This window comes from Azospirillum sp. UENF 211521 (assembly GCF_058780535.1).
This window is the reverse complement of the sequence record NZ_JBSNCF010000003.1, coordinates 773,088-797,063: the sequence shown is the minus strand read 5'-3', so window position 1 is coordinate 797,063 and position 23,976 is coordinate 773,088. Positions and strand designations below refer to the sequence as shown.

Annotated in this window: 21 protein-coding genes; 5 read left to right on the top strand and 16 right to left on the bottom strand. The window is 70.1% G+C overall.

Annotated elements, in window-relative coordinates; translation table 11 throughout:
• Nucleotides 1–6: 6 nt before the first annotated feature.
• The 14 genes from ACWPN5_RS28280 to ACWPN5_RS28215 all read right to left on the bottom strand — a co-directional run bounded on the left by ACWPN5_RS28280 (nucleotide 7) and on the right by ACWPN5_RS28215 (nucleotide 16,714).
• On the bottom strand, nucleotides 7–705 hold the full coding sequence (locus tag ACWPN5_RS28280) for a response regulator (RefSeq protein WP_145682106.1): 699 nt from the start codon (nucleotides 703–705) through the stop codon (nucleotides 7–9).
• The gene (locus ACWPN5_RS28275; protein WP_492298698.1) at nucleotides 702–3,446 is read right to left on the bottom strand and encodes a DUF4118 domain-containing protein; all 2,745 of its coding nucleotides are present in this window, start codon (nucleotides 3,444–3,446) and stop codon (nucleotides 702–704) included. Before ACWPN5_RS28275 ends, ACWPN5_RS28280 begins: the two co-directional genes overlap by 4 nt.
• A gap of 88 nt (nucleotides 3,447–3,534) precedes the next feature.
• Nucleotides 3,535–4,143 carry a potassium-transporting ATPase subunit KdpC gene (gene kdpC, locus ACWPN5_RS28270; RefSeq protein ID WP_145682104.1) on the bottom strand — a complete coding sequence of 203 codons (609 nt, stop codon included), beginning with the start codon at nucleotides 4,141–4,143 and terminating at the stop codon, nucleotides 3,535–3,537.
• A 10-nt stretch (nucleotides 4,144–4,153) separates the two neighbouring features.
• Nucleotides 4,154–6,268, bottom strand: coding sequence for a potassium-transporting ATPase subunit KdpB (gene kdpB, locus ACWPN5_RS28265; protein ID WP_145682103.1), 2,115 nt, complete (start codon nucleotides 6,266–6,268; stop codon nucleotides 4,154–4,156).
• Nucleotides 6,269–6,281: 13 nt separating this feature from the next.
• A complete protein-coding gene (gene kdpA, locus ACWPN5_RS28260) occupies nucleotides 6,282–7,991 on the bottom strand; it encodes a potassium-transporting ATPase subunit KdpA (RefSeq protein ID WP_492298697.1) in 1,710 nt (569 codons plus the stop codon).
• A gap of 10 nt (nucleotides 7,992–8,001) precedes the next feature.
• A complete protein-coding gene (locus ACWPN5_RS28255) occupies nucleotides 8,002–8,091 on the bottom strand; it encodes a K(+)-transporting ATPase subunit F (protein WP_035680142.1) in 90 nt (29 codons plus the stop codon).
• A 410-nt stretch (nucleotides 8,092–8,501) separates the two neighbouring features.
• Nucleotides 8,502–9,212 (bottom strand): GntR family transcriptional regulator, encoded by a 711-nt coding sequence (locus tag ACWPN5_RS28250; RefSeq protein ID WP_244947872.1) that lies wholly within the window; start codon nucleotides 9,210–9,212, stop codon nucleotides 8,502–8,504.
• 64 nt (nucleotides 9,213–9,276) lie between these two features.
• Nucleotides 9,277–10,323, bottom strand: coding sequence for an AbrB family transcriptional regulator (locus ACWPN5_RS28245; protein ID WP_492298695.1), 1,047 nt, complete (start codon nucleotides 10,321–10,323; stop codon nucleotides 9,277–9,279).
• A gap of 94 nt (nucleotides 10,324–10,417) precedes the next feature.
• A complete protein-coding gene (locus tag ACWPN5_RS28240) occupies nucleotides 10,418–11,071 on the bottom strand; it encodes an isochorismatase family protein (protein WP_200478495.1) in 654 nt (217 codons plus the stop codon).
• 12 nt (nucleotides 11,072–11,083) lie between these two features.
• Nucleotides 11,084–12,217 (bottom strand): ABC transporter ATP-binding protein, encoded by a 1,134-nt coding sequence (locus ACWPN5_RS28235; RefSeq protein ID WP_492298693.1) that lies wholly within the window; start codon nucleotides 12,215–12,217, stop codon nucleotides 11,084–11,086.
• Complete coding sequence (locus tag ACWPN5_RS28230) at nucleotides 12,214–13,287, bottom strand: ABC transporter ATP-binding protein (RefSeq protein WP_492298692.1); 1,074 nt, start codon at nucleotides 13,285–13,287, stop codon at nucleotides 12,214–12,216. The genes ACWPN5_RS28235 and ACWPN5_RS28230 overlap by 4 nt, the downstream gene beginning before the upstream one ends.
• A gap of 11 nt (nucleotides 13,288–13,298) precedes the next feature.
• The gene (locus ACWPN5_RS28225) at nucleotides 13,299–14,186 is read right to left on the bottom strand and encodes an ABC transporter permease (RefSeq protein WP_145682097.1); all 888 of its coding nucleotides are present in this window, start codon (nucleotides 14,184–14,186) and stop codon (nucleotides 13,299–13,301) included.
• 3 nt (nucleotides 14,187–14,189) lie between these two features.
• Nucleotides 14,190–15,128 (bottom strand): ABC transporter permease, encoded by a 939-nt coding sequence (locus ACWPN5_RS28220; RefSeq protein ID WP_014242069.1) that lies wholly within the window; start codon nucleotides 15,126–15,128, stop codon nucleotides 14,190–14,192.
• Between the two features lie 2 nt (nucleotides 15,129–15,130).
• A complete protein-coding gene (locus ACWPN5_RS28215; protein WP_492298690.1) occupies nucleotides 15,131–16,714 on the bottom strand; it encodes an ABC transporter substrate-binding protein in 1,584 nt (527 codons plus the stop codon).
• A 346-nt stretch (nucleotides 16,715–17,060) separates the two neighbouring features.
• On the opposite strand from ACWPN5_RS28215, the gene ACWPN5_RS28210 reads away from it, so the two are divergent.
• The 4 genes from ACWPN5_RS28210 (at nucleotide 17,061) to ACWPN5_RS28195 (ending at nucleotide 21,175) form a co-directional block, all read left to right on the top strand.
• Nucleotides 17,061–17,690 (top strand): isochorismatase family protein, encoded by a 630-nt coding sequence (locus ACWPN5_RS28210; RefSeq protein ID WP_145674188.1) that lies wholly within the window; start codon nucleotides 17,061–17,063, stop codon nucleotides 17,688–17,690.
• 102 nt (nucleotides 17,691–17,792) lie between these two features.
• A complete protein-coding gene (locus ACWPN5_RS28205; RefSeq protein WP_492298688.1) occupies nucleotides 17,793–19,193 on the top strand; it encodes an amidase in 1,401 nt (466 codons plus the stop codon).
• 36 nt (nucleotides 19,194–19,229) lie between these two features.
• Nucleotides 19,230–20,513, top strand: a complete 1,284-nt coding sequence (locus ACWPN5_RS28200; protein WP_145682094.1) for an amidase — start codon at nucleotides 19,230–19,232, stop codon at nucleotides 20,511–20,513.
• A 182-nt stretch (nucleotides 20,514–20,695) separates the two neighbouring features.
• Nucleotides 20,696–21,175 (top strand): GFA family protein, encoded by a 480-nt coding sequence (locus ACWPN5_RS28195; protein ID WP_200478492.1) that lies wholly within the window; start codon nucleotides 20,696–20,698, stop codon nucleotides 21,173–21,175.
• Nucleotides 21,176–21,194: 19 nt separating this feature from the next.
• On the opposite strand, the gene ACWPN5_RS28190 is transcribed toward ACWPN5_RS28195, so the two are convergent.
• Nucleotides 21,195–21,968: an ABC transporter permease gene (locus tag ACWPN5_RS28190; RefSeq protein WP_200478491.1), complete on the bottom strand. Its 774-nt coding sequence runs from the start codon at nucleotides 21,966–21,968 to the stop codon at nucleotides 21,195–21,197.
• Nucleotides 21,965–22,891, bottom strand: a complete 927-nt coding sequence (locus ACWPN5_RS28185; protein WP_035680117.1) for an ABC transporter ATP-binding protein — start codon at nucleotides 22,889–22,891, stop codon at nucleotides 21,965–21,967. The genes ACWPN5_RS28190 and ACWPN5_RS28185 overlap by 4 nt, the downstream gene beginning before the upstream one ends.
• A gap of 226 nt (nucleotides 22,892–23,117) precedes the next feature.
• Here ACWPN5_RS28185 and ACWPN5_RS28180 point away from each other — a divergent pair, with 226 nt between their 5' ends.
• Complete coding sequence (locus tag ACWPN5_RS28180) at nucleotides 23,118–23,813, top strand: HD domain-containing protein (protein ID WP_145682092.1); 696 nt, start codon at nucleotides 23,118–23,120, stop codon at nucleotides 23,811–23,813.
• The last annotated feature ends 163 nt before the right edge of the window (nucleotides 23,814–23,976 follow it).

The following is a 23,976-nucleotide window of genomic DNA, read 5'->3' as shown; positions in this document are numbered from 1 at the left end:
GCGGGATCAGTCCGGCGCGCGCAGCCGGTAGCCGACCCCGGTCTCGGTCAGGATGTGCGAGGGGCGCTCCGGCTCCGCCTCGATCTTCTGGCGGAGCTGGCGGATGTAGATGCGCAGATACTGCACGTCGGTGTCCGCCCCCCAGACCTCCTTCAGGATGAAGCGGTGGGTCAGCACCTTGCCGGCATGGGCGACCAGCAGGCGCAGCAGGTCGTATTCGCGCGGCGACAGCTTCACCTCCGCGCCGCGGACGGTCACGATCCGCCGCACCAGATCGACGGCGAGGTCGCCGCTGCGGAACAGCGGGCGCTCCCCCTGCTGCTGCAGGCGGTGGCGCAGCGCGGCGCGGATGCGGGCGAGAAGCTCGTCCATGCCGAAGGGCTTGGTCACATAGTCGTCGGCGCCGAGGTCCAGAGCCTCCACCTTTCCCGCCTCGTCGGCGCGGCTGGACAGCACGATGATCGGGGCGGCCACACCGTCGGCGCGCAGGCGGCGGATCACCTCCAGCCCGCCGATCCCCGGCAGGCCGAGGTCGAGCACCAGCAGGTCGGGCGGGCGCCGCCGCATCGCCTCCAGTGCGCCCGCCCCGTCCTCCGCCTCGGCGATGTCGTAGCCCTGGGCTGACAGGGTGGTGCGCAGGAAGCGGCGGATCGGCGGCTCGTCGTCCACCACCAGGACGCGCAGCGGCAGGGTGTCCGACCTCATGGCGCCCCCTCCTCCTCAAGGCCGGGCCCCTCAAGATCGGGCAGGGCGGCGGCGGCGGGCATGGTCAGGGTGAAGACAGCGCCGGAGCGGTCGTTGCGGTTGCCGGCGGCGATGGTGCCGCCCATCGCCTCGACGAAGCCGCGGCAGATCGCCAGCCCCAGCCCGGTCCCGGCGCGCTGCCGGTCCTGGGCCTGGACGCGGTAGAACTTGTCGAAGATGCGCTCGACATCCGCCGCCGGGATGCCGTCGCCCTCGTCCCGCACCTCGATGCGCACCCGACCGCCCTCCCGCGACGCTCCGACCTCGATCAGCGAGCCTGTTGGCGCGTATTTGGCCGCGTTGTCCAGCAGATTGAAGAGAACCTGTTCGAACAGCACGTCGTCCGCCTCCAGCATCGGCAGGTCGGCGGCCAGATCGACGTCCACCCGGTGCCCGGCCAGGATGCGCCCCGCCCGCCCCAGCGCGCTGCCCACCGTCTCGGCCAGATCGACCGGGCCGGTGCGCGGACGGATCGCTCCCGATTCCAGGCGCGTCATGTCCAGCAGGTTGGCGATGAAGCGGTTCAGCCGCTCCGCCTCCTCCTGGATGGTGGCGGCGAGGTCGCGGCGCGACGCCTCGTCCATCCCGGCGCCGTAGGCGGTCAGGCTGGTCGCCGATCCCAGGATGGAGGCCAGCGGCGTCCGCAGGTCGTGGGAGATCGAGGTGAGCAGGGCCGAGCGCAGCCGCTCCGTCTCGGCGGCCAGTCGGGCGCGGTCCACATCCTCCGCCAGGGTGACGCGCTCGATGGCGAGAGCGGCCTGATCGGTCAGCGCGTCGAGCAGGCGGCGCTGGTCGGGGGTCAGCAGGGCGCCGGGCTTGCCGGTGCGGGCGGTGTCGGTGTCGATGCCGACCACCCCGACCGGCCCGCGCCCGGTGCGCAGGGGAAGGAACAGCCACTTGGCGCCGGGCAGCGTGTCCGAGCCGCGCCCGGCCGGCCGGTTGTTCTCCCAGGCCCAGACGGCGGCGGCGAGGTCGGCCTCGCGCAGCTCGTCCTCCGGCGGGTAGCCGACGCGGACGGACACGGTGCCGCCGTCGGGCAGCAGCAGGACCACATGCACCTTCAGCATCGCCGCGATCTGGTGGGCGGTCGCCCACAGCAGATCGTCCATGGTGACCACGCCGGCCAGCTTGCGGCTGAAGCCGTAGAGGTCCTCGGTCGTCTTGGCGCGCAGCCGGGCGGTGACGGCCTGGGCGCGCACGCGGGCGGTCAGGTTGCTGGCGATCACCGCGACCACCGCGAAGAAGAACAGCGCGACGATGTTCTCCGGATCGGCGATGGAAAAGGTGTAGAGCGGGTTCAGGAAGAAGTAGTTGAAGGCCAGGATGCTGGCGACGCAGGCGTAGAGCGACGGCCCCAGCCCGCCGGCCACCGCGCTGGCCAGCACCGCCGTCAGGAAGACCAGCGCGACGTTGCTGACGTCGAGCACCTGCTGAAGCACCTCCCCGACGCCCAACGCCAGCGCGACGTAGCCGGTGGCGGCGGCATAGGGCCAGCCGGACAGCGCCGGGCGCCGGGGGGCCGCGGTGCGCACGGTCTTGGGCGGGATCGGCTCCTCGGCGTCGTCGGCGATGACGTGCACGCTGATGCCGCCGGCCTGCCGGATCAAGGTGAAGGCGATCGAGCTGCGCAGCAGCTCCGCCCAGGGGCCGCGGTGGGACTTGGCGATGACGATGTGGGCGACGTTGTTGGTCCGCGCATACTCGACCACCGTGCCGGCGACATCGCCGCCGGGGATGGTCACCGCCTCGCCGCCCAGCTTTTCGACCAGCCGCAGCGCGTCGGCGATGCGGTCGCGCTCGGCCTCGCTCAGGCGCAGGCTGCGCGGAGTCTCGACATGCAGCGCGGTCCAGTGGGCGCGCAGCCGCTCGGCCTGACGGCGGGCGTAACGGACGACGGCGGCGCAGGCCGGGTCCTCGTTCACGCAGACCAGCAGCCGCTCCCCCGCCGCCCAGGGACCGGCGATGGCGTGGGCCTGCATGTGGGTGAGAAGCTGGTCGTCCACCCGCTGGGCGGTGCGGCGCAACGCCAGCTCGCGCAGCGCCGTCAGGTTGCCGGGGGAGAAATAGTGGCGGATCGCCCGCTCGGCGGTGCGCGGGACATAGACCTTGCCGTCCTTCAACCGCTGGATCAGGTCGTCCGGCGTGATGTCGATGACCTCGATGTCGTCGGCGCGGTCGAGGATCGAGTCCGGCACCGTCTCGCGCACGCGGACGCGGGTGATCCGGGCGACGACGTCGTTCAGGCTCTCCACATGCTGGATGTTCATCGTCGTGTAGACGTCGATCCCGGCGGCGAGGATCTCCTCCACGTCGAGGTAGCGCTTGGCGTGCCGGCTGCCGGGGGCGTTCGTGTGGGCCAGCTCGTCCACCAGCACGATGGCCGGGCGGCGGGCGAGGATGGCGTCGAGGTCCATCTCGTCGAGCCGGCGGCCCTTGTACTCGACCTTGCGGCGGGGAATGACCTCCAGCCCGGCGATCAGCGCCTCGGTCTCGCGCCGGCCATGGGTCTCGACCACGCCGGCCACCACGTCCACCCCGTCGCGCCGCTTGGCCTGGGCGGTCAGCAGCATCTCGTAGGTCTTGCCGACGCCGGGGGCCGCACCCAGGAACAGCTTCAGCCGCCCGCGCCCCTCCCGCGCCGCCGCGCGCAGGAGCGCGTCAGGCGAAGGCCGGGCGGTAGCGGCGGTTCGGTCGTTCGGCATCGGGGCGGCTTTCAGAACGGATCGGCGGCCTCTCCTCCCCTCCCCCGCCGGCGCGGGAGACGGAGCGGGGCCGCCTGTTGACCTTCAGCTAATGCGTCGCCGTGGCGGCGTCGAGGGCGAGATTGAGCCGCAGCACGTTGACCACCGGTTCCGCCAGCGGTCCGAGCAATGAGGGCTCGGTGCTCAGGGCGACCAGGGCGCGGACCTGGGCCTCCGTAATGCCACGGGCGCGGGCGATCCGGGGAACCTGGAAGTCGGCGGCGGCGGGCGACAGATGCGGGTCGAGACCGCTGGCCGAGGCCGTCACCAGCTCGACCGGCACCGGGACGCCCGGATTCTCGGCCTTCAACCGCTCCGTCTCCTCCCGCACCCGGTCGGCCAGCGCCTGGGCGGTCGGGCCGAGGTTGGAGCCGCCGGAGGCCCCGGCGTTGTAGGGCGCCGGCACGCTCTTCGATGGGTCGGCCGGGTCCGGCCCCAGCGTGGCGGAGGGCCGCCCATGGACATAGCCCTCCCCGGCAAAGCCCTGGCCGATCAGGGCGGAGCCGACAACCGTCCCGTTCCGCTCGATCAGGCTGCCGTTGGCCTGATGGGGAAAGACGGCCTGGGCGATGCCGGTGACGGCCAGCGGGTAGATCAGCCCGGTCACCACGGTCAGCGCGGCGATCATGACGAGGGCGGGACGCAGTTCCTTGATCATGGCGGGGTCCTCACACGAGTCCGATGGCGGTGACGAGCAGGTCGATCAGCTTGATCCCGACGAAGGGCACGATCAGACCGCCCAGCCCGTAGATCAGCAGGTTCCGGCGCAGCAGCCGCGCCGCGCCCACCGCCCGGTAGGCGACGCCGCGCAGCGCCAGCGGGATCAGCGCCACGATGATCAGCGCGTTGAAGATGATCGCCGACAGGATGGCGCTCTCCGGGCTGGCCAGCCCCATCACGTTCAGGGCGCCCAGTTGCGGGTAGAAGGCCAGGAACATGGCGGGGATGATCGCGAAGTATTTCGCCACGTCGTTGGCGATGGAAAAGGTGGTCAGCGCGCCGCGGGTCATCAGCAGCTGCTTGCCGATCTCCACGATCTCGATCAGCTTGGTCGGGTCGCTGTCCAGGTCGACCATGTTGCCGGCCTCGCGGGCGGCGACGGTGCCGGTGTTCATCGCCACGCCGACGTCGGCCTGGGCCAGCGCCGGGGCGTCGTTGGTGCCGTCGCCGCACATGGCGACCAGCTTGCCCCGCGCCTGCTCGTCGCGGATGAGCTGCAGCTTCATCTCCGGCGTCGCCTGGGCGAGGAAGTCGTCCACCCCGGCCTCCGCCGCGATGGCGGCGGCGGTCATGGCGTTGTCGCCGGTGATCATCACCGTCTTGATGCCCATCTGGCGCAGCGCCGCGAAGCGCTCCCGGATGCCGCCCTTGACGATGTCCTTCAGGTGGATGACGCCGAGCAGCCGACCGTCGCGGGCGACGGCCAGAGGCGTGCCGCCGGACTTGGCGACGCGCTCCGCGATGGCCTGCACCTCGCGCACCGCCGCCTCCAGGGCGGGATCGGGGCGCAACGCGGTCACCGTGTTGCCTTGGCTGGCGGTGCCCGGACCGAGGGTCCGCACATGGGCCAGCACGGCGTCCACGGCACCCTTGCGGATCGTCACGCCGTCGCTGTCGATGCCGCTCAGCCGCGTCTGGGCGGTGAAGGGCACGAACTGGGCGTGCAGCCCGGCCATGTCGCGGGCGCGGATTCCGTACTTCTCCTTCGCCAGGACGGTGATGGAGCGGCCCTCCGGCGTCTCGTCGGCCAGCGAGGCGAGCTGGGCGGCGTCGGCAAGATCGCGGTCGGCCACGCCGGAGATCGGCAGGAACTCGGCCGCCTGCCGGTTGCCCAGCGTGATCGTGCCGGTCTTGTCGAGCAGAAGCGTGTCCACGTCGCCCGCCGCCTCCACCGCCCGGCCCGACATGGCCAGCACGTTGAAGCGGACCAGCCGGTCCATGCCGGCGATGCCGATGGCCGACAGCAGTGCGCCGATGGTGGTCGGGATCAGCGTGACGAACAGCGCCGCCAGCACCAGCACCCCGACCGACCCGCCGGCGTAGGCGGCGAAGCTGGGGATGGTCGCCACGGCGATGACGAAGATGACCGTCATGCCGGCCAGCAGGATGTTCAGCGCGATCTCGTTCGGCGTCTTCTGCCGCTGAGCGCCTTCGACCAGCCCGATCATGCGGTCGAGGAAGGTGTTGCCCTGGGCCGCGGTGATCCGCACCTTGATCCAGTCGGAAATCACCTGCGTGCCGCCGGTCACCGCGGAGCGGTCGCCGCCGGATTCGCGGACGACCGGGGCGGATTCGCCGGTGATCGCCGCCTCGTTGACGCTGGCCACGCCTTCCACCACCTCGCCGTCGGAGGGGATGAGGTCGCCGGCCTCCACCAGAACGAGGTCGCCGGGCTTGAGCGCGGTGGCCGGGACGCTCTCCCAGCCGGCGCCGGCCAGCCGCTTGGCGGTGGTCTCCGTGCGGGTGCGGCGCAGGCTGGCCGCCTGGGCCTTGCCGCGGCCTTCCGCCACCGCCTCCGCGAAGTTGGCGAAGAGCAGGGTGAACCACAGCCACAGCACGATCTGCAGGGAGAAGCCGATCCCCCCAGCGCCGCTAAGCAGGTCGCGCAGGAACAGCAGCGTGGTCAGCGCCGCCACCACCTCCACGCAGAACATCACCGGGTTGCGGGCCATCAGCCGCGGGTCGAGCTTGCGGACGGAGCCGGCGACGGCGGGCAGCAGGATGGCCGAGTCCAGCAGCGTGGAGGCCGGAGTCCGGGTGGCGGTTTTCGAATGGGTGTCCATGGAGGGTCCCCGGTCAGAAGAGGAGGCCGGCGCGCATCGCCAGATGCTCGGCCACCGGGCCGAGGGCGAGCGCCGGGAAGAAGGTCAGGCCGCCGACGATCAGGATGACTCCGGCCAGCAGCCCGACGAACAGGCCGCCGTGGGTCGGGAAGGTGCCGGCCGAGGCCGCGCTGCGCGTCTTGGCGGCGAGCGAGCCGGCAACCGCCAGCATCGGCACGATGACCAGGAAACGGCCCACCAGCATCCCGGCGGCCAGCGTCAGGTTGTACCAGAGCGTGTTGCCCGACAGCCCGCCGAAGGCGCTGCCGTTGTTGGCCGCCGCCGAGACGTAGGCGTAGAGCGCCTCCGAGAAGCCGTGCGGTCCGGCGTTGGCGAGCGCGGCGAGGCCGGTGTCCAGCACCACGGCGAAGGCGGTGCCGCCCAGCATCAACAGGGGCAGGCAGAGGACGGCAAGCATGGTCATCTTGACCTCCTTCGCCTCCAGCTTCTTGCCCAGATATTCCGGCGTGCGCCCGACCATCAGCCCGGCGACGAACATGGTAACGATGGCGAACAGCAGCATGCCGTAGAGGCCGGCCCCGACGCCGCCGACGATGACCTCGCCCAGCATCATGTTGACCATCGGCACCATGCCGCCCAGCGGCATGAAGCTGTCGTGCATGGCGTTGACCGCGCCGCAGGAGGCTGCCGTGGTCACCGCGGCGAACAGGGCGCTCATGGCGATGCCGAAGCGGGTCTCCTTGCCCTCCATGTTGCCGGCGGCGTTGTCCAGCCCGAGGGCGGCAAAGGCCGGGTTGCCCTGGGCCTCCGCCCAATAGACGGCGGCGGCGGCGATGAAAAACAGCAGGCCCATGGCGGCCAGGATGGCCCAGCCCTGCCGCTCGTCTCCGGCCATACGCCCGAACAGGTTGGTCAACCCGGCGCCGATGGCGAAGATCGACAGCATCTGCACCAGATTGGTCAGGGCGTTCGGATTCTCGAAGGGATGGGCGGAGTTGGCGTTGAAGAAGCCGCCGCCGTTGGTGCCCAGCATCTTGATCGCCTCCTGCGAGGCGACGGGGCCGAGCGCGATGGTCTGCCGGGCGCCCTCCAGCGTGGTGGCGTCCACCGTCCCGGCCAGCGTCTGCGGCACGCCCTGCCAGACCAGGAACAGCGCGTAGAGCAGGCTGAGCGGCAGCAGCAGGTAGAGCGTGCCGCGGGTCAGGTCGGTCCAGAAATTGCCGACCGTCCGCGCCCCGGTGCGGGTGAAGCCGCGGACCAGAGCCACGGCCAGCGCGATGCCGGTCGCCGCCGACACGAAGTTCTGCACGGTCAGCCCGGCCATCTGCACGAGATGGCTCATCGTGCTTTCGCCGCCGTAATTCTGCCAGTTCGTGTTGGTGACGAAGCTGGCGGCGGTGTTGAAGGCGAGATCGGCGGGCACCGCCGCCATGCCCGTAGGGTTCAGGGGCAGGACGCCCTGGAGGCGCTGCAGCGCGTAGAGCAGCAGCAGGCCGGCGGCGTTGAACAGCAGCATGGCGACGGCGTAGGTCACCCAATGCTGCTCCGCCTTCGCGTCCACCCCGGCCAAGCGGTAGAGCCCGCGCTCGACGGGGCCGAGCAGCGGCGACAGCAGCGTGCGCTCCCCGTTGAACAGCCGCGTCATGTAGCCGCCGAGCGGGCGCGCCACGGCGGCCACGAGGGCGGCGAAGAGCAGGATGTTGATCCAGCCGCTGACGGTCATGGGAGTCTCCTCAGAACCGTTCGGGGCGGATCAGGGCGTACACGAGGTAGCCCAGCAGCCCGGCGGCGACGAGGCCGCCGAGCGCGTAATCGACGATCATGGCCCGGCCCCCCTCACAAGCGGTCGCAGGCGTGCACATAGGCGATGGACGCGGCGAAGAAGGCCGCGGTGATCGCCAGCGCGATGATGTCCAGCATGGTTGCCTCCGGGGCGCGTCCGGACCGCCGGGCGCGCGTCAGCGTGGATCGGATGCCGGCACGGCTGTGTCCGGCACGATCAGGCTGCGCCCGAAGCGCGTATAGATTCGAGGGGGGCGGTGGGGGGCGTGAAATATACGACGCGTATATGGTGGGTTGGTAAGTGCATGAAATGGTGAGGTTCTTTCCCCCACCCCGCCCCCCCCCCCGCTGCGCGGGAGAGGGTGCCTTCTGCGAAGCGGCGGCAGTCCCCTCCACCTCGAAGAGGGGGAGGGTTAGGGAGGGGGCACCGTCAGCACGGCGACACGCTCCCTCACCCGCCCGGCGCTTCCTCCATCCGGCGGAGAAGCAAATCGCACGGCCCCTGGAGATGCTCCCGCATCAGGAACTCCACCCGCCCACTCTGGCGGCGGGCGATGGCGTCAAGGATGCGGCGGTGTTCCTCGTTGTACTGGCGCAGGGTGGGACCGTCCTTCTCCATCTCCAGGACGTCGTAGATCTTCGGGACCCGGTAGACGGTCTGGAAGGAGCGGTTGAACAGCCCGCTCGGCACCAGCCCCATCAGGGTGGTGTGGAAGCGCTGGTTCAGCAGGCGCCACTGCTCCAGCGCCTCCCCCTCCAGCGGGCTGTCGCCGGCGATCAGCGCCTCGGCGCGGTCGAGGCCGTTGCGCAGCGCCCGCTCCACATCGAGCGGCAGGCCGCGCTCCGCCACGATGCGGCAGCCATGCCCCTCCAGGAGGCTGCGCATCTCATAGCTTTCCAGCAGGTCGCGCCGGGTGAACTGGCGCACCGTGTAGCCGCGGTTGGTCTCGTAGGTGACCAGCCCTTCCCGCTCGGCCGCCACCAGCGCCTCGCGGATCGGGGTCCGCGACACGCCGAACTGGGCGGCCAGTTCCGCCTCCTTCAGCTTGGTGCCGGGGAGCAGCTTGCCCTCCAGCACCCGGTTGCGCAGGGCGGTCATGATGGAGCCGACCTGCTCGGACCGGACGGTCCCGGTCGCCTTCTCATCGCTGAACGGGGTCACGGTGTCCTCCGGCCGGGGCGTCGGGCGCCGGCGCTTGGAAAATGGCGGGGCAAGAGACCGCGTTCTATCGGCGGCGCAGGAATCGCACAAGCAGAACGCTCATCAGGATCGTCCCGAACAGCCGCAGAGTCTGCAGAGTGAGGATGAAGGGCACGTCGGCGGCGCTGCCCAGCGCCACCACCGTCACTGAATCCAACCCGCCGGGGCTGGTCGCCAGATAGGCGGTCAGCGCGTCCTTGCCGGTCAGCGTGACCAGCAGCCAGGCGGAGCCGAGCGACATCGCGACCAGACCGAAGGTGGACAGCAGCATCAGCGGCACCGACGCCACCAGATCGCGCAGCAGCTCCCGCCGGAAGCGCAGGCCGGTCGTCCAGCCGATGATCGTGAAGGCGACGGCGATCAGCCAGGACGGCGAGTCCAGCACCACCAGCCCGGTCATGTTGAGCGTGCCGCCGAGCAGGATCGGCCCCAGCAGCGGCCCCGCCGGAAGCCGCGTCACGGTCCCGGCCCAGCCGCCGGCCAGCGCGACCGCCACCAGCGCCAGCGTCGAGGCGACGGAGGCCGATGGCGAGGGAACGGCGCCAGGGACGGCGATCGGCACCGGGACGCTGCCCAGAAGGAAATGGCAGACGAGCGAGGCCAGGACGACGACCACGATCACCCGCAGATACTGCATGACGGCGACGAAGCGCGGGTCGCCGCCGAAATCGCCGGCCATGGCGATCATCGCCGGGGCGGCGCCCGGCATGGTCCCCCACAGGGCGGTGCCGCCGGGAAAGCGGCCCGACCGCTCCAGCAGCCAGCCGACCAGCACCGCGCCGGCCAGCATTGTGGACAGCGCCATCAGCATGGGGAACCAGTGCAGCGCCACGTCGTGCAGGATGGTCACGTCCATGGACCGGGCGACGACGCCCCCCGTCAGCGCCTGGGCCAGCCAGGAGAAGCGCTTGGGCAGCTCGATCGAAGCGCCGCGCACCCCCAGCAGAATCGCCGCCGCCATCGGGCCGAGCAGCGTCGCGCCGGGAAGGCCGGCCACCATGAACAGGGCGGTGAACAGGAGGGTCGCCCCCACCAGCAGGCACCACTGGAGGGGATGGGAAAGGGGCATCATGTCGGCAGATTGTTCAGGGGTGCGCCCGCCGGTCGGCCGCGGGCGCACCACCGCTCCATACAGTTCGGATGGGGTCAGAGGCGGTTGGGAGGGATCAGGCGGCCACGGCCTCGGCCTGCTTCTCGACGTAGGCCATCACCTCCGCCACCGGCAGCACGTCGCCGTACTTGGCGTTCATGTCGAACAGGGCGGAATCGTGCGGGGCTTGGTGGCGGTCGCCCACGCATTCGGCGGGGACGATGACGCGGAAGCCATGGGACACCGCGTCCACCGCCGTGGCCCGCACGCAGCCGCTGGTCGAGCAGCCGGTGAGGATCACCGTGTCGCACTCCATCACGCGCAGCATGGTGCTGAGCGGCGTGCCGAAGAAGGCGGAGGAATGGTGCTTGACCAGCACAACGTCCTGCGGCTCCGGCGTCACGCGGGCGTCGAACTCGGCCAGCGGGTTGTCGGCGGTGAAGGCGCGCAGCGCCGGGATCTTCTTGACGAACATGCCGCCCTCGGTCCCCGCCGTGTCATAGACGACCTTGGTGTAGATGACCGGCAGGCCGGCGCGGCGGGCAGCGGCGTAGAGCGGCACGCTGGCGATCGTCGCGTCCACCACACCCTGCCCGAAGAAGGGGGCGCCGGGCTGGGTGTAGAAGTCGATGAAGTCGATGGAGATGATGGCGGCCTTCCGCCCGAAGCCGATCCGGTTCTGGAAGACGCCGGAATAGTTGTTCTTGAGCTCGTCGGTGACACTGAACATGGGGGTTGATCCTCAGGCTGATTGCAGGGGGATGGGACGGATGGGCGGATAGCCGATGTCCTGAAGGGCCGCCGTGGCGACCTCGGACCGGGTTTCCGGTGTTTCGGGGAAGTGGCAGGCGACTTGATCGGTGCCGCCGCAGGCCTTCAACGCGGGCTGGTCGATCAGGCAGGCGCGCGGCAGCAGGGCGTCGCCGCTGCGCTCGGTGGGCACGCCGCCCGCCGCGGCGACCAGCCGCGCCCGATAGCAGCGCGGGTGGAAACGGCAGCCCGGCGGCACGTTGGTGGCCGAGCCGATCTCGCCCATCGTCACCGAGGTGCGGCGGCGGTTGCGCATCCGCACGTCGGCGATGGGCACCGCCGCCAGCAGCGAGACGGTGTAGGGGTGCAGCGGCCGGCGGTAGAGGTTGTCGCGCTCCGCCATCTCCACGACCTTGCCGAGATACATCACGGCGATGCGGTGGCTGACATGGCGGACCACCGCCAGATCATGGGCGATGAACAGGTAGGACAGCCCGCGCTCCCGCTGGATGCGCTGGAGCAGGTTGATGATCTGCGCCTGGATCGACACGTCGAGCGCCGACACCGGTTCGTCCAGCACCAGGATCTTGGGGTCGAGCGTCAAGGCGCGGGCGATGCCGATGCGCTGGCGCTGGCCGCCGGAGAACTGGTGCGGGTAGCGGTCGGCGTGCGAGGGGTCGAGCCCGACGAGGCTCATCACCCCGGCGACCTTCTGCGGCCCGTCGCTGTCCCACAGGCCATGGACCTTCAGCGGCTCGGCGATGCTCTGGCCAATGGTGACGCGGGGGTCGAGCGATCCGTAGGGGTCCTGGAAGACCATCTGGATGTCGCGCCGCATCGCCTGCATCTCGGCCTTCGACACGCCGGTCACGTCGCGCCCGTCGACCAGCAGCCGCCCGCTGGTCGGTTCGACCAGCCGCAGGGCGAGGCGGCCGAGCGTGCTCTTGCCGCTGCCGCTCTCACCGACCAGCCCCAGCGTCTCGCCGGCACGGATGGTCAGCGACACGCCGTCCACCGCCCGCACCGCCTTGCCGGCCTTCTTGAACAGGCCGCCGTGGCGGGTGAAGACGCGGGTGGCGTCGACGAGTTCCAGGGCCGGCGGCGGTGCGGAGAGGGTGTCGCTCATCGGATGGCCTCCTTCCGGTCGGGCAGGTCTTCGTGGAAACAGGCGCTGCGGTGGCCGGAGCGGTCGCCGGCCAGCGGCAGCGGGCGCCGGGTGCAGCAGTCCGCGCGCCCGCGGCCGACCGTGCAGCGCGGCTCAAAGGCGCAGCCGGGCGGCAGGCGGGCGACGTTGGGCGGCTGGCCCTCGATGGCCGGAAGCTCCTCGTCCACCGGGCCGTCGAGACGGGGGATGCTGCGGAACAGCGCGCGGGTGTAGGGGTGGCGGGGTTTGGTGAAGACCTCCTCCATGGAGCCGGTCTCGACCAGCCGCCCGGCGTACATCACCGCCACGTCGTCGGCGTATCTGGCGACCAGCCCCAGGTCGTGGGTGATGAGCACCAGCGCCATGCCGGTCTCCGCCTGGAGGTCGGCGAGCAGGTCGAGGATCTGCGCCTGCACCGTCACGTCGAGCGCCGTGGTCGGCTCGTCGGCGATCAGGATCTTCGGCGACAGGGCGATTGCCATGGCGATCAGCACGCGCTGGCGCTGCCCGCCGCTGAGCTGGTGCGGGTAGTCGTCCACCCGCCGCGCCGGGTCGGGGATCTGGACGCGGGCCAGCAGCTCGATGGCGCGGGCGCGGGCGGCGGCGCGGCTGATGCGCTGGTGGGCCCGCAGCACCTCGACGATCTGCTCGCCGATGGTGAAGACGGGGTTCAGCGCGGTCAGCGGGTCCTGGAAGATCATCGATATCACCGCCCCGCGCAGGCGGCGCAGCCGTTCCGCCGGCTGGTGCAGGATGTCGGCGCCGTCGATCCGCACCTCGCCGCGGCGGACGCGGCCCGGTGCGGCGACGAGGCCGAGCGCCGACAGGAAGGTCATCGACTTGCCCGATCCGGACTCGCCGACCACCGCCAGCGTGCCGCCGGCCCGCACGGCGAGCGACACGCCGTCGATGACGGTGACCGGCCCGTCGTCGCCGGGAAAGACCGTGGTCAGGTCGCGCAGCTCCAGCGCGACCGGGCGGGGGGCCGTGGCGGGGGCGACGGGAGCCGCCGGAGCCACGGGGTGAAGGTTGGGCATGGCCTTGTTTGGCATGGGGGGCGTCCTCACAGCACGCGTCCGGAGGAGCGGCGCATCTGCGGGTCGAGCGTGTCGCGCAGGCCGTCGCCCAGCAGGTTCAGGGCGACCACCATCACCGCGATGCAGATACCCGCCGACAGCGAGATCAACGGGTTGGAGGCCAGGAAGCTCTGCCCGTCGGCGATGACGTTGCCCCAGGTCGGGGCCGGCGGCTGAACGCCGAGGCCGAGGAAGCTCAGGCCGGCCTCGGCCAGGATGGCGGTGGCGGCGCTGACCGTGGCGACCACGATCACCGGCGGCAGGCTGTTCGGCACGACGTGCAGGAACAGCAGCCGCATCGTGCCCATGCCGATGGCCCTCGACGCCTCGACGTAGGTGCGCGGCTTGATGGTCAGGACGACCGCCCGCATCACCGCGGCGACCCGCGGCGTGAAGGCCAGAGCCACGGCGATGATGACGGATTCCAGCGAGGAGCCGCGGGCCGCCACCAGGGCGAGCGCCAGCAGGAAGCCGGGGAAGGCCAGCAGGATGTCGATGACCGAGACGGTCACCCGCTCGACCCAGCCGCCGAAGAAGCCGGCGACCGCGCCGATCACCATGCCCAGCGACAGCGACAGCGCCATCACCGCGACGGCGACCTGGAGGGAGATGCGCGTTCCCCAGATTAGGCGGGACAGCACGTCGCGCCCGAACTGGTCGGTGCCCAGGAGATGCGCGGCCGAGGGCGGGGCCAGCGTGTTGGCGAGGTCGGTCTCAAGCGGCGACATCGGGGCGATCCAGGGGGCCGCCACCGCCACGATCAGCAGCAGGGTCAGCAGGATCACGCCGATCAGGAAGCCCGGATGGCGGAAGTAGCGCATCAGGGACGACCGCCGCGCCGAAGCGGACGCGGAAAGGGTTGCTGTGGCTGCCATGGGTCACCGTGTGGACAGGCGCGGATCGACCAGCCCATAGGCGAGGTCGAGCAGGCTGTTGACGAGGACGACGGCGACGGCCAGGACCAGCACGCCCGCCTGGACGAGCTGGTAGTCGCGGGCCGAGACCGCCTTCAGGATCATCGAGCCGATGCCCGGCCGGCTGAACACCACCTCGATCAGGATGGCGCTGCCCAGCGACCAGGCGAAGGTCACCCCGACGATGGCGAGGATCGGCACCAGCGCGTTCTTCAGCGCCAGCCGCCACACCACCCGGCGCTCCGGCACCCCCATCGCGCGGGCGACGCGGATGCAGTCCTGGCCCAGCACCTCCAGCATTGCCGAGCGGGTCAGGCGGGTGATGTAGGCCGCGACCGAGATGCCCAGCACGCCGGCCGGAAGCACCAGATGGTGCAGGTGAGTGAGGAACCCGCCGCCCGAGCTGGCCCCCAGCGCCGGGAACCATTTCAGCTCCTGCGAGAACAGCAGGACCGAGGCGAGGCCGAGCCAGAAGACCGGGAAGGAGATGCCGAACAGCGCGACGATCATGATCAGCATGTCGCTCCACGATCCCTGGCGCTCCGCGGTGAGGATGCCGAGCGGGATGCCGATCGCCACCGCCACCGCGAGGCCGGCGAAGGCCAGGATCGCGGAGTCGGGAAGGCTGAACAGGATCTCCTCCAGCGCCGGGCGGCCGGTGACCACCGACGACCCGAAATCCCCGGTGACGGCGCGCAGCACGTAGAGCCCGTACTGCACGTAGACCGGCTGGTCTAGGCCGAGCTGGGCGCGCAGCGTCGCCAGCGCCTCCTCGGTGGCGTAGTCGCCCAGCATGTACTGGGCGGGGTCGCCGGGGATCATCCGGACCAGGAAGAAGGTCACGGTCACGATGCCGAACACCGTGATCGCGAGCTGCGAGAGTTGGCGAAGAAGCCGGTCCATCGTCACGCCTCCAGCAGCGAGACCGGATAGGCGCTCATCGTGAACAGGGAGTTCTGGACGAAGCCGGAGACCTTCTTGGTGTGGGCGATGTACAGGTGGTCGGCGTAGAGCGGGATCACCGGGACGTCGCCCATCACCTTGGCCTGGATCTTCCCGTAGACCTCCTTGCGGGCGGCGTCGCCCTGGGCGTTGCGGGCGGCGGCGATCAGGTCCTCGATGCCCTCGTAATGGGCGGTGTTGAGGCCCGGCGGGAAGGAGGACTTGGCGAACAGCGACAGGATCGGGCTGTCCGGGTCCGGCGCGCCGACGACGCCGGTGATGCAGGTCGGCACCGTGCCCTTGTTGCGGGCCTGGAGGTAGGCGCCGCGCTCCAGCACCTTGATCTTGGCGTCGATGCCCACGGCGGCGAGGTCGCTGGCGATCGGCACGACGATCTTGTCGTAGGGGTTGGCGCCCGGCGCCACGAGGTCGAGCGTGAAGGACCCCACCCCGGCCTCCTTGAGCAGCGCCTTGGCCTTGGCCGGGTCATAGGGGAACAGCGGGACCTGGTCGGTGAATTCCTGGAAGGAAGACGTCAGGAAGCCGCTCGCCTCCGACTTGGTGCCCTTGAAGAAGCCGTCGATCAGCGCCTTGCGGTTGATGGCGTGGTAGATCGCCTGCCGCACCCGCACATCGCCCAGCGGCTTGATCGAGGTGTTGAGGACGAGGTTGATCGTGTGGTTGGCGTCGCGGTCGTGCACGGTGACCAGACCGCCGCCCTTCAGACGCTGGATGACCTCCGGCTGCTGCAGGCCGAAGAAGATGTCGATCTCGCCGTTCTCCAGGGCGATGGCCGCCGCCGTCTCGTCCTTGATGACGCGGAACTGCACCTCCTCGACCTTGGGCGCGCCCGCGAAATAGTCCTTGTTGGCGGACAGCTTCACCTCGCGGCCCGGCGCCCAGTTCTGGAACACGAAGGGGCCGGTGCCGATGGGGTTCAGCGCGAAGGCCTTGTCGCCGATCTCGCCCAGCGCCTTGCGGCTGACGATCCAGCCCTGGTTGAAGGCCGACACCTTGTGCAGGAAGCCGGAGTTCGGCTCCTTCAGCGTGATGACCACCTTGTCGGGGGACGGCGTCTCGATGGACTTGATGGAGGCGAGCTGCCCGCTGTAGCTGCTGCCGGTCTGCGGGTCGAGCACGCGCTCGAACGAGAATTTCACGTCGTCGGAGGTGAAGGGGCCGAAACCCTTGTGCCAGGTGACGCCGCTGCGCAGGGCGAAGCTGTAGACGGTGCCGTCGCCGGAGATGTCCCAGCCGGTGGCGAGGTCGGGGACGATGGCGTTGCTCGCCTCGTCATACTTGACCAGCCCGTTGAAGATCTGGGTGGCGACCGTCTGGTTCTCGATCTGGAAGATGCGGGCGGGATCCAGGTTGCCGATGTCGCTGCCGATGCGCACCCGCAGGACCGGCGGCGCCGCCGACGCCGGCAGAGGCCAGCCGCTGCCCGCCACCAGGGCGCCGGCGACCAGCAGGGTGCCGAACTGGCGGCGGTTGACGCCGCTCCGCTCGATCCGGCCGGCCCGTTCCTTGCGATTGATCCCGTCCATAAGCCTGCTCCTCTATGTCAAAGATTTTACGGGCAGCGCCAAGATTTGTCCGGTCTATTTTTGCACACAATCTGCGCTGGACCCTTATGCCCGACCAAATTCGCAGGAATCGTGCCACCCTGCGACGGGCTGTCGCAGGCGGCCTATAAATCATTTTAAATCAGCTTGTTAACAAAAAATTTTGCGGTATTGCTTATGAATACAGCAATATGCATATCTGCGCAAAAGGCGGGCAGAGGCGGGTTTGAAATGGTGAAACTATGGACTTTGAATGCAAAAAAACCTCGTTGTATGCTGTCTGGGCGCCCGTGATGCGGCGCAGCAGCGGAAGAAGGAACCTCCTGAAATGAGCGATCTTTCCATCTACGAGCGCCAAGGCATCGGCAAGCCGCTCGGCTTCGGCCGCAAGTGCGCCCTCCTCATCATCGACTTCCAGATCGGCTTCACGCGCGAGGACGCCTTCGGCGGCTTCAACATCAACAGCGCCATCACCGCCACGGGAAAGTTGCTCGGACATGTTCGTCCCTTGGGCATGCCGATCGCCCATGCCTGCTTCATCGCGCCGGAGGCCCCGGGCGGCATCGGCCCGTTCGGCGAGAAGATCCCGTCGCTCCTGACCCTGACCGCCGACTCGCCCGACGTCGCCTTCGCTCCGGAGGTCGCGCCGCTGCCCAACGAGTTCATCGTGCGCAAGCAGCACGCCTCGGCCTTCTTCGGCACCGCCCTGTCGTCCTGGCTGCGCGCGAACGCGGTCGACACGCTGCTGGTCACCGGCTGCACGACCTCGGGCTGCGTGCGGGCCAGCGTGATCGACGCCTCCGCCCACGGGCTGCGCCCGATCATCGTGGAGGAGTGCGTCGGCGACCGGGCGGAGGAGCCGCACCGCGCCAACCTGTTCGACATGGGCAAGAAATACGCCGACGTGATGCCGCTGGACGCGGTCATCGCCCATCTGGCGTTGGCCGACGCCGCCTGATCCGGCGGTTTCGTCCCCAAGCGCAACCAAACGACGTCAACAGGCCGTCGCCGGAGCAGTTCGTCCGAAGCCGTCCGGCACGCGAGCGGAAAGCAGCAACGCATGTCCGATCTTTCGACAACGCATCCGGCCCGGTCCAGCGGCGGCAGCCCCTCCATGCCCGGCGCCAGCGAGGCGGAAACCCGCGCCCGCCTCGCCCGCATCGAGAGCCTGAACCCGATCGTCAACGCCCTGCTGGCAGTGGACGGCGACGGGGCGCTCCGCCGGGCGCGGGCGCAGGACGAGGCGCGGGCGGCGGGCGACTGGCCCGGCCTGCTGGACGGGGTGACCGTCACCGTCAAGGACTGCTTCGAACTGGCCGGCGAGACGACCAGCTACGGCTCGTCCGACCGCTTCGCCCGGATGGGGCAGCGGGACGCCCCGCTGATCCGCCGCCTGCGCGACGCCGGCGCCATCCTGGTCGGACGCAACAACCTGTCCGAATTCTGCCTGGGCTCGACGAACCAGAACGAGCATCACGGCCCCTGCCGGAATCCCTGGGACACCGGGCGGGTGCCCGGCGGGTCGAGCGGCGGCTCGGCGGCCTCGGTCGCCGCCGGGCTGTGCCGGGTCTCCATCGGCACCGACACCGGCGGCTCCATCCGCATCCCGGCGGCGCTCTGCGGGGTGGTCGGGCTGCGGCCCAGCGTCGGCCGGGTGTCCAACACCGGCGTGATCCCGTGCAGCGTCGATTTCGACACCGTCGGCCCGCTGGCCTACTCCGTCGCCGACGTGGCGCGCGCCTTCGCGGCCATCGCCGGCTATGACCCGGAGGACCCCAATTCGGTCGACGTGCTGCTCGGCAATTTCCTGCAGGACCTGAAGGCGGGCGTCGCCGGCACGCGCATCGGTCTGCCGCGCAACTTCTACTTCGACAACCTCCAGCCCGCGGTGGCGGAGCGGGTGCGCGCCGCGGCGGCGGTGCTGGAGAAAGCCGGCGCCGTCCTGGTCGACGTCACCATCGAGGACGCGGAGGTGGCGCAGGCCCGCACCGCCTTCTCCCTGCTCGTCGCCGACATGGCGCAATACCACCTCGACAAAATGGAAACCGCGCCGGAGTCCATCGGGCCGGAGGTGCTGCGCCGCCTGCAGCTCGGCCTGCCGGTGAGCGGCGTGCAGTACGCGGAATCGCGGCGCTGGCTGGCCTCCTGGAAGCTGCGGTTCCGCACGTTGTTCGAACGGGTGGACCTGATCCTCACCCCGACCACCCCCATCACGGCCCCGCGCATCTACGACAGCGCCGACATGATCGAGGCGACGCGGGCGGTCAGCCGCTTCACCTACGGCTTCGGCGCGCTCGGCCTGCCCGCCATGTCCGTGCCCTGCGGCTTCGACGGCGACGGGATGCCGGTGGGCATGCAGATCGTCGGGCGCTGGTTCGACGAGCCGCTGGTCTTCCGCGCCGGAGCGGCCTTCCAGGCGGCGACCGACCACCACCGCCAGCGCCCTGCCCTTCCCCTTTGAGTGTCCGGCCCGCCTGATTTACCGAAAGGACCCGCCATGGAACCGTTCGAACTCACGGCCAGCGAGGCCGCCCACGCCATCCGCGATGGCCGCCTGACCAGCGAGGCGCTGGTCCGCTCCTGCCTGGAGCGGATCGAAGACCGCGACCCGCAGGTGCGCGCCTGGATCACCGTCGACCCCGCCCTGGCGCTGGCCGCCGCGCGGGAGGCCGACAAACGCCCCGCCGCCGGCCCGCTGCACGGCCTGCCCTTCGGCGTGAAGGACGTGATCGACACCGCCGACCTGCCGACCACCCAGAACTCGCCGATCTTCCAGGGCCACCGACCGGCCCGCGACGCCGCCTGCGTGGCCATCGCGCGCAGCGCAGGCGGCATCCTGCTGGGCAAGACCGACACGGTGGAATTCGCCTCCGGCGGACGCAAGGCGGCGACGCGCAACCCGGTCAACCTCGCCCACACGCCGGGCGGCTCCTCCTCCGGGTCGGGGGCGGCGGTCGGCGACCGGCACGTGCCGCTGGCCTTCGGCACCCAGACCGGCGGCTCCCACATCCGTCCCGCCGCCTTCAACGGCATCTACGGCTTCAAGCCGACCTGGGGCGTGGTCAGCCGCGAAGGGATGAAGCACTACGCGGTGTCCCTCGACACGCTCGGCTGGTACGGGCGTTCGGTCGGCGACCTCGCGCTGATGGCCGAGGCGTTCCAACTGGAGGGCATGGGCAAGACGGCGCCGGTCACGCTGGCGGGATTGCGCGTCGGGCTCTGCCGCTCCCCCGTCTGGTCGCGCATCGAGCCGGCAGGCGAGGCGGCGCTGCTGCTCGCCGCCCGGCGGCTGGAGGAGGCCGGCGCGGTGGTCGTGCCCTTCGAACTGCCGGACGCCTTCTCAACCCTGGCCGAGGTGCAGGACGTGATCCGCCGCGGCGAGGGGCGGGCCTCCTTCCTCGACCTTTACCTCAGCGACCGCCATCGGCTGCATCCCGAGCTGGCCGACCATTGCGAGCACAACCACGGCATCACCACGCGCACCCTGACCGAGGCCTACGACGTCGCCGACAGCTGCCGGCCCCGCTTCGCCGCCCTGTTCGAGTCCATCGACGTGATCCTGACCCCGCCCGCGCCGGGCGAGGCGCCGGAGGGGCTGCACACCACGGGCGACCACATCTTCAACTCGATCTGGACGGTGCTGCACGTCCCCTGCCTCGCCATGCCCTGCGGCCGCGGGCCGCGCGGGCTTCCGGTGGGGGTGCAGCTGGTGGCGCCGCGCTTCCAGGACGCCGCCCTGCTGGCGATGGCCGAGGCGATGGCCCCGGTGGTCGACGTGTGAGGCCGGGCGAAATCCCCTCTCCCCCCTGGGGAGAGGGTTCATAGTGCGCGCATGCGATTGCCTGCCCTCCTGCCATCCGTGACTTGAAACGATACCGCATCCCCCGGAAACTTTCCCGGACCGGCCGGGTTGGACGGGTGCGGCGCCGCAGCCGGGCGCCCGAGGATCGGAGGAGAGGACGGATGAAGCTGGACGGGTCCTGCCACTGCGGCGCGGTGCGTTTCTCGGTGGACGCCTACGCGCCGGTCCCCTACCTGCGCTGCCACTGCTCGATCTGCCGCAAGACGGCGGGCGGGGGCGGCTACGCCATCAATCTGGGGGCCAAGGCCGACACGCTGGAAGTGACGGGGGCGGAGCACATCACCGTCTTCCACGCTCGCATCGACGGCGAGGAAAGCCCCGGCGAACGGCGTTTCTGCGCGCGCTGCGGCTCCGCCCTGTGGGTGAGCGACCCGCGCTGGCCGGAGCTGGTCCACCCCTTCGCCAGCGCCATCGACAGCCCCCTGCCGGAGGCGCCGGCCCACGTCCACATGATGCTGGGGTCGAAGGCCAACTGGGTCCCGGTCGAGGCCAAGCCGGGGGACGAGCGCAGCGACGACTACCCGCCGGAATCGCTGGAGGAGTGGCACCGCGCCCATGGGATGCTGGGCGGCGGAGTGTAACCTCCGCCGCCTGGACCGGTCAGTTCTTCAGCTTGTAGCCGGTGCGGAAGATCCACCAGACCGCCGTCAGGCAGAGCGCCAGGAACAGCGCGGTCATGGCGAGGCTGATCCCCACCGGCACGTCGGCCTGGCCGTAGAAGCTCCAGCGGAAGCCGCTGACCAGATAGACGACCGGGTTGAACAGGGTGATCTTCTGCCACAGCGGCGGCAGCATGCTGATCGAGTAGAAGCTGCCGCCGAGGAAGGCCAGCGGCGTGATGACCAGGATCGGCACGATCTGCAGCTTCTCCCAGCCGTCCGCCCAGACGCCCAGGATGAAGCCGAACAGGCTGAAGGTGACCGAGGTGAGCACCAGGAAGGCGACCATCCAGACCGGGTGCTGGATCGAGTAGTCGACGAACAGCCGGGCGGTCAGCAGGATCAGCACGCCGAGGATCATCGACTTGGTCGCCGCCGCCCCGACATAGCCGAGCACCGTCTCGAAGGCCGAAATCGGGGCCGACAGCACCTCGTAGATCGTGCCGGAATAGCGCGGCATGTAGATGCCGAAGGAGGCGTTGGACACGCTTTCCGTCAACACCGACATCATGACGAGGCCGGGCACCAGGAAGGCGCCGTAGCTCACCCCGTCCACCGCCGTGAAGCGCCCGCCGATGGCCGCGCCGAAGACGATGAAGTAGAGCGAGGTCGAGATCACCGGCGCCGCGATGCTCTGGAACAGCGTGCGCCAGGTGCGGGCCAGCTCGAACAGGTAGATGGCCTTGACCGCATGAAGGTTGATGGGGGAGGTCATGCCCGCTCCTTCACAAGGCTGACGAAGATCTCCTCGAGGGAGCTTTCCTCGGTGTGCAGGTTCGTGAAATCGATGCCGTGGTCGCCGAGCTTGCGGAGAAGCCGGGCGATGCCCGTCTGGTCGTCCTGCGTGTCGAAGCTGTAGACCAGCTCCCGCCCGTCGCCGGACAGGGTCAGGGGATAGCCGGCCAGCTCCGCCGGGATGGACTCCAGCGGGTTCTGGAGCTGAAGGGTCAGCAGCCGCTTGCCGAGCTTGCGCATCAGCGCGGCCTTGTCCTCGACCAGCACGATGCGGCCGTTGGAGATGACGCCGATGCTGTCGGCCATCTCCTCGGCCTCCTCGATGTAGTGGGTGGTCAGGATGATGGTCACGCCGCTGTCGCGCAGCCGCCCGATCATCTCCCACATGCCGCGGCGAAGCTCCACGTCCACCCCGGCGGTCGGCTCGTCGAGGAAGAGGATGCGCGGCTCGTGCGACAGGGCCTTGGCGATCATCACGCGGCGTTTCATGCCGCCGGACAGCGCCATGACCTTGCTGTCCTTTTTGTTCCAGAGGGACAGGTCCTTCAGCACCTTCTCGATGTGGGCGGGATCGGGCGGCTTGCCGAACAGCCCGCGGCTGAAGCTGACGGTGGCCCAGACGCTCTCGAACGCCTCGGTCGTCAGTTCCTGCGGAACGAGGCCGATCAGCGAGCGCGCGGCGCGCCAGTCGCGCACGATGTCGTGCCCGTCGACCGTCACGGTGCCCGCGGTGGCGTTGACGATGCCGCAGACGGTGCTGATGAGCGTCGTCTTGCCGGCCCCGTTCGGTCCCAGCAGGGCGAAGATCTCACCGCGGCGGATGTCGAGATCGACCCCTTTCAGCGCCTGGAAGCCGGTGGCGTAGGTCTTTTCCAGCCCACGCACCTGAATGATCGGCTGCATGTCCCCCCTCTGCCTGTCGGTCGGCCCGGTCCGGGCGGGCGTCACCTTAACGGCGGGACGGCCCGCGGTCATCGGGCATTCGGCGCGATGCAACCATTCCGGAGAGGGGGGTGCTGATTTGGGAGTCCCGATTCGGGGGAGGGGATGCCCGCCCACAAATGATTTCGGGACAACAGCCCTGCCCCTCCCCATATTATGTAAAAAGCACGTAAGAGGACGAGCGCTCATGCCAAAAGATGTTGTGCTCAGCGATGTCGATGTTTGGGAAAGCTCCATCACCACATGGCTGCGTTCCAACGCGGCCGAGGACCCGGCCCACGACATCGACCATCTTCTTCGCGTCTGGCGCACCGCCAAGGCCCTGGCCGCGGCGGAGGCCGAGCGGGACGTCGGGCCGCCTCCCGATAGGCCGGCCGACATGCTCGTCGTGCTGGCCGCGGCATTGCTCCACGACATCGTGAACGTGCCGAAGGACCATCCGGACCGCAGCCGCGCCTCCCGCCTGTCGGCGGACCGGGCGGAGGAGGTTCTGCGCGGCATGGGCTTCCCCGGCGCGCTGATCCCCGCCACCCGCCACGCCATCGAGGCGCACAGCTACTCCGCCGGCATCCCGCCGCTGACCATCGAGGCGAAGCTGGTCCAGGACGCCGACCGGCTGGAGAGTCTGGGCGCCATCGGCATCGCCCGCTGCTTCGCCACCTCCGGCCTGATGAAGCGGGCGTTGTTCCACGGCGAGGACCCGATGGCCGAGACCCGCCCGCTCGACGACCTGCAATACGCCCTGGACCATTTCAAGGCGAAGCTGCTGCTGCTGCCCAACACCATGCAGACCCCGGCCGGGCGGGCGCGGGCGCAGGAGCGGGCGGCCTTCCTGCTGTCCTTCCAGGTCCAGCTTCTGGCGGAGATCGCCGGGGACGCCTGACGGGTGATGCCTGACGGGTCCGGCACGGCCGGCGTGTAAAAGCAGACCCGACGACAATGCTCTCCTCACCGGGGTGCCAGCGCGTTAGCATGCCCTAATGGAGCGCATCGCAATGGCGGTGCGGCTCTCGTGAACCGGGCCGCGACAACCGCGGCGCGGCCCG

Coding starts and splice junctions, on each gene's coding strand:
- ACWPN5_RS28190 (WP_200478491.1), bottom strand. CDS start 21,968: ATGACCTCCCCCATCAACCTTCATGCGGTCAAGGCCATCTACCTGTTC.
- ACWPN5_RS28235 (WP_492298693.1), bottom strand. CDS start 12,217: ATGAGCGACACCCTCTCCGCACCGCCGCCGGCCCTGGAACTCGTCGAC.
- ACWPN5_RS28195 (WP_200478492.1), top strand. CDS start 20,696: ATGAAGCTGGACGGGTCCTGCCACTGCGGCGCGGTGCGTTTCTCGGTG.
- ACWPN5_RS28215 (WP_492298690.1), bottom strand. CDS start 16,714: ATGGACGGGATCAATCGCAAGGAACGGGCCGGCCGGATCGAGCGGAGC.
- ACWPN5_RS28255 (WP_035680142.1), bottom strand. CDS start 8,091: ATGATCGTCGATTACGCGCTCGGCGGCCTCGTCGCCGCCGGGCTGCTG.
- ACWPN5_RS28185 (WP_035680117.1), bottom strand. CDS start 22,891: ATGCAGCCGATCATTCAGGTGCGTGGGCTGGAAAAGACCTACGCCACC.
- kdpB (WP_145682103.1), bottom strand. CDS start 6,268: ATGGACACCCATTCGAAAACCGCCACCCGGACTCCGGCCTCCACGCTG.
- ACWPN5_RS28200 (WP_145682094.1), top strand. CDS start 19,230: ATGGAACCGTTCGAACTCACGGCCAGCGAGGCCGCCCACGCCATCCGC.
- ACWPN5_RS28245 (WP_492298695.1), bottom strand. CDS start 10,323: ATGATGCCCCTTTCCCATCCCCTCCAGTGGTGCCTGCTGGTGGGGGCG.
- ACWPN5_RS28280 (WP_145682106.1), bottom strand. CDS start 705: ATGAGGTCGGACACCCTGCCGCTGCGCGTCCTGGTGGTGGACGACGAG.
- ACWPN5_RS28225 (WP_145682097.1), bottom strand. CDS start 14,186: ATGGCAGCCACAGCAACCCTTTCCGCGTCCGCTTCGGCGCGGCGGTCG.
- ACWPN5_RS28275 (WP_492298698.1), bottom strand. CDS start 3,446: ATGCCGAACGACCGAACCGCCGCTACCGCCCGGCCTTCGCCTGACGCG.
- ACWPN5_RS28210 (WP_145674188.1), top strand. CDS start 17,061: ATGAGCGATCTTTCCATCTACGAGCGCCAAGGCATCGGCAAGCCGCTC.
- ACWPN5_RS28220 (WP_014242069.1), bottom strand. CDS start 15,128: ATGGACCGGCTTCTTCGCCAACTCTCGCAGCTCGCGATCACGGTGTTC.
- ACWPN5_RS28240 (WP_200478495.1), bottom strand. CDS start 11,071: ATGTTCAGTGTCACCGACGAGCTCAAGAACAACTATTCCGGCGTCTTC.
- ACWPN5_RS28180 (WP_145682092.1), top strand. CDS start 23,118: ATGCCAAAAGATGTTGTGCTCAGCGATGTCGATGTTTGGGAAAGCTCC.
- kdpA (WP_492298697.1), bottom strand. CDS start 7,991: ATGACCGTCAGCGGCTGGATCAACATCCTGCTCTTCGCCGCCCTCGTG.
- kdpC (WP_145682104.1), bottom strand. CDS start 4,143: ATGATCAAGGAACTGCGTCCCGCCCTCGTCATGATCGCCGCGCTGACC.
- ACWPN5_RS28205 (WP_492298688.1), top strand. CDS start 17,793: ATGTCCGATCTTTCGACAACGCATCCGGCCCGGTCCAGCGGCGGCAGC.
- ACWPN5_RS28230 (WP_492298692.1), bottom strand. CDS start 13,287: ATGCCAAACAAGGCCATGCCCAACCTTCACCCCGTGGCTCCGGCGGCT.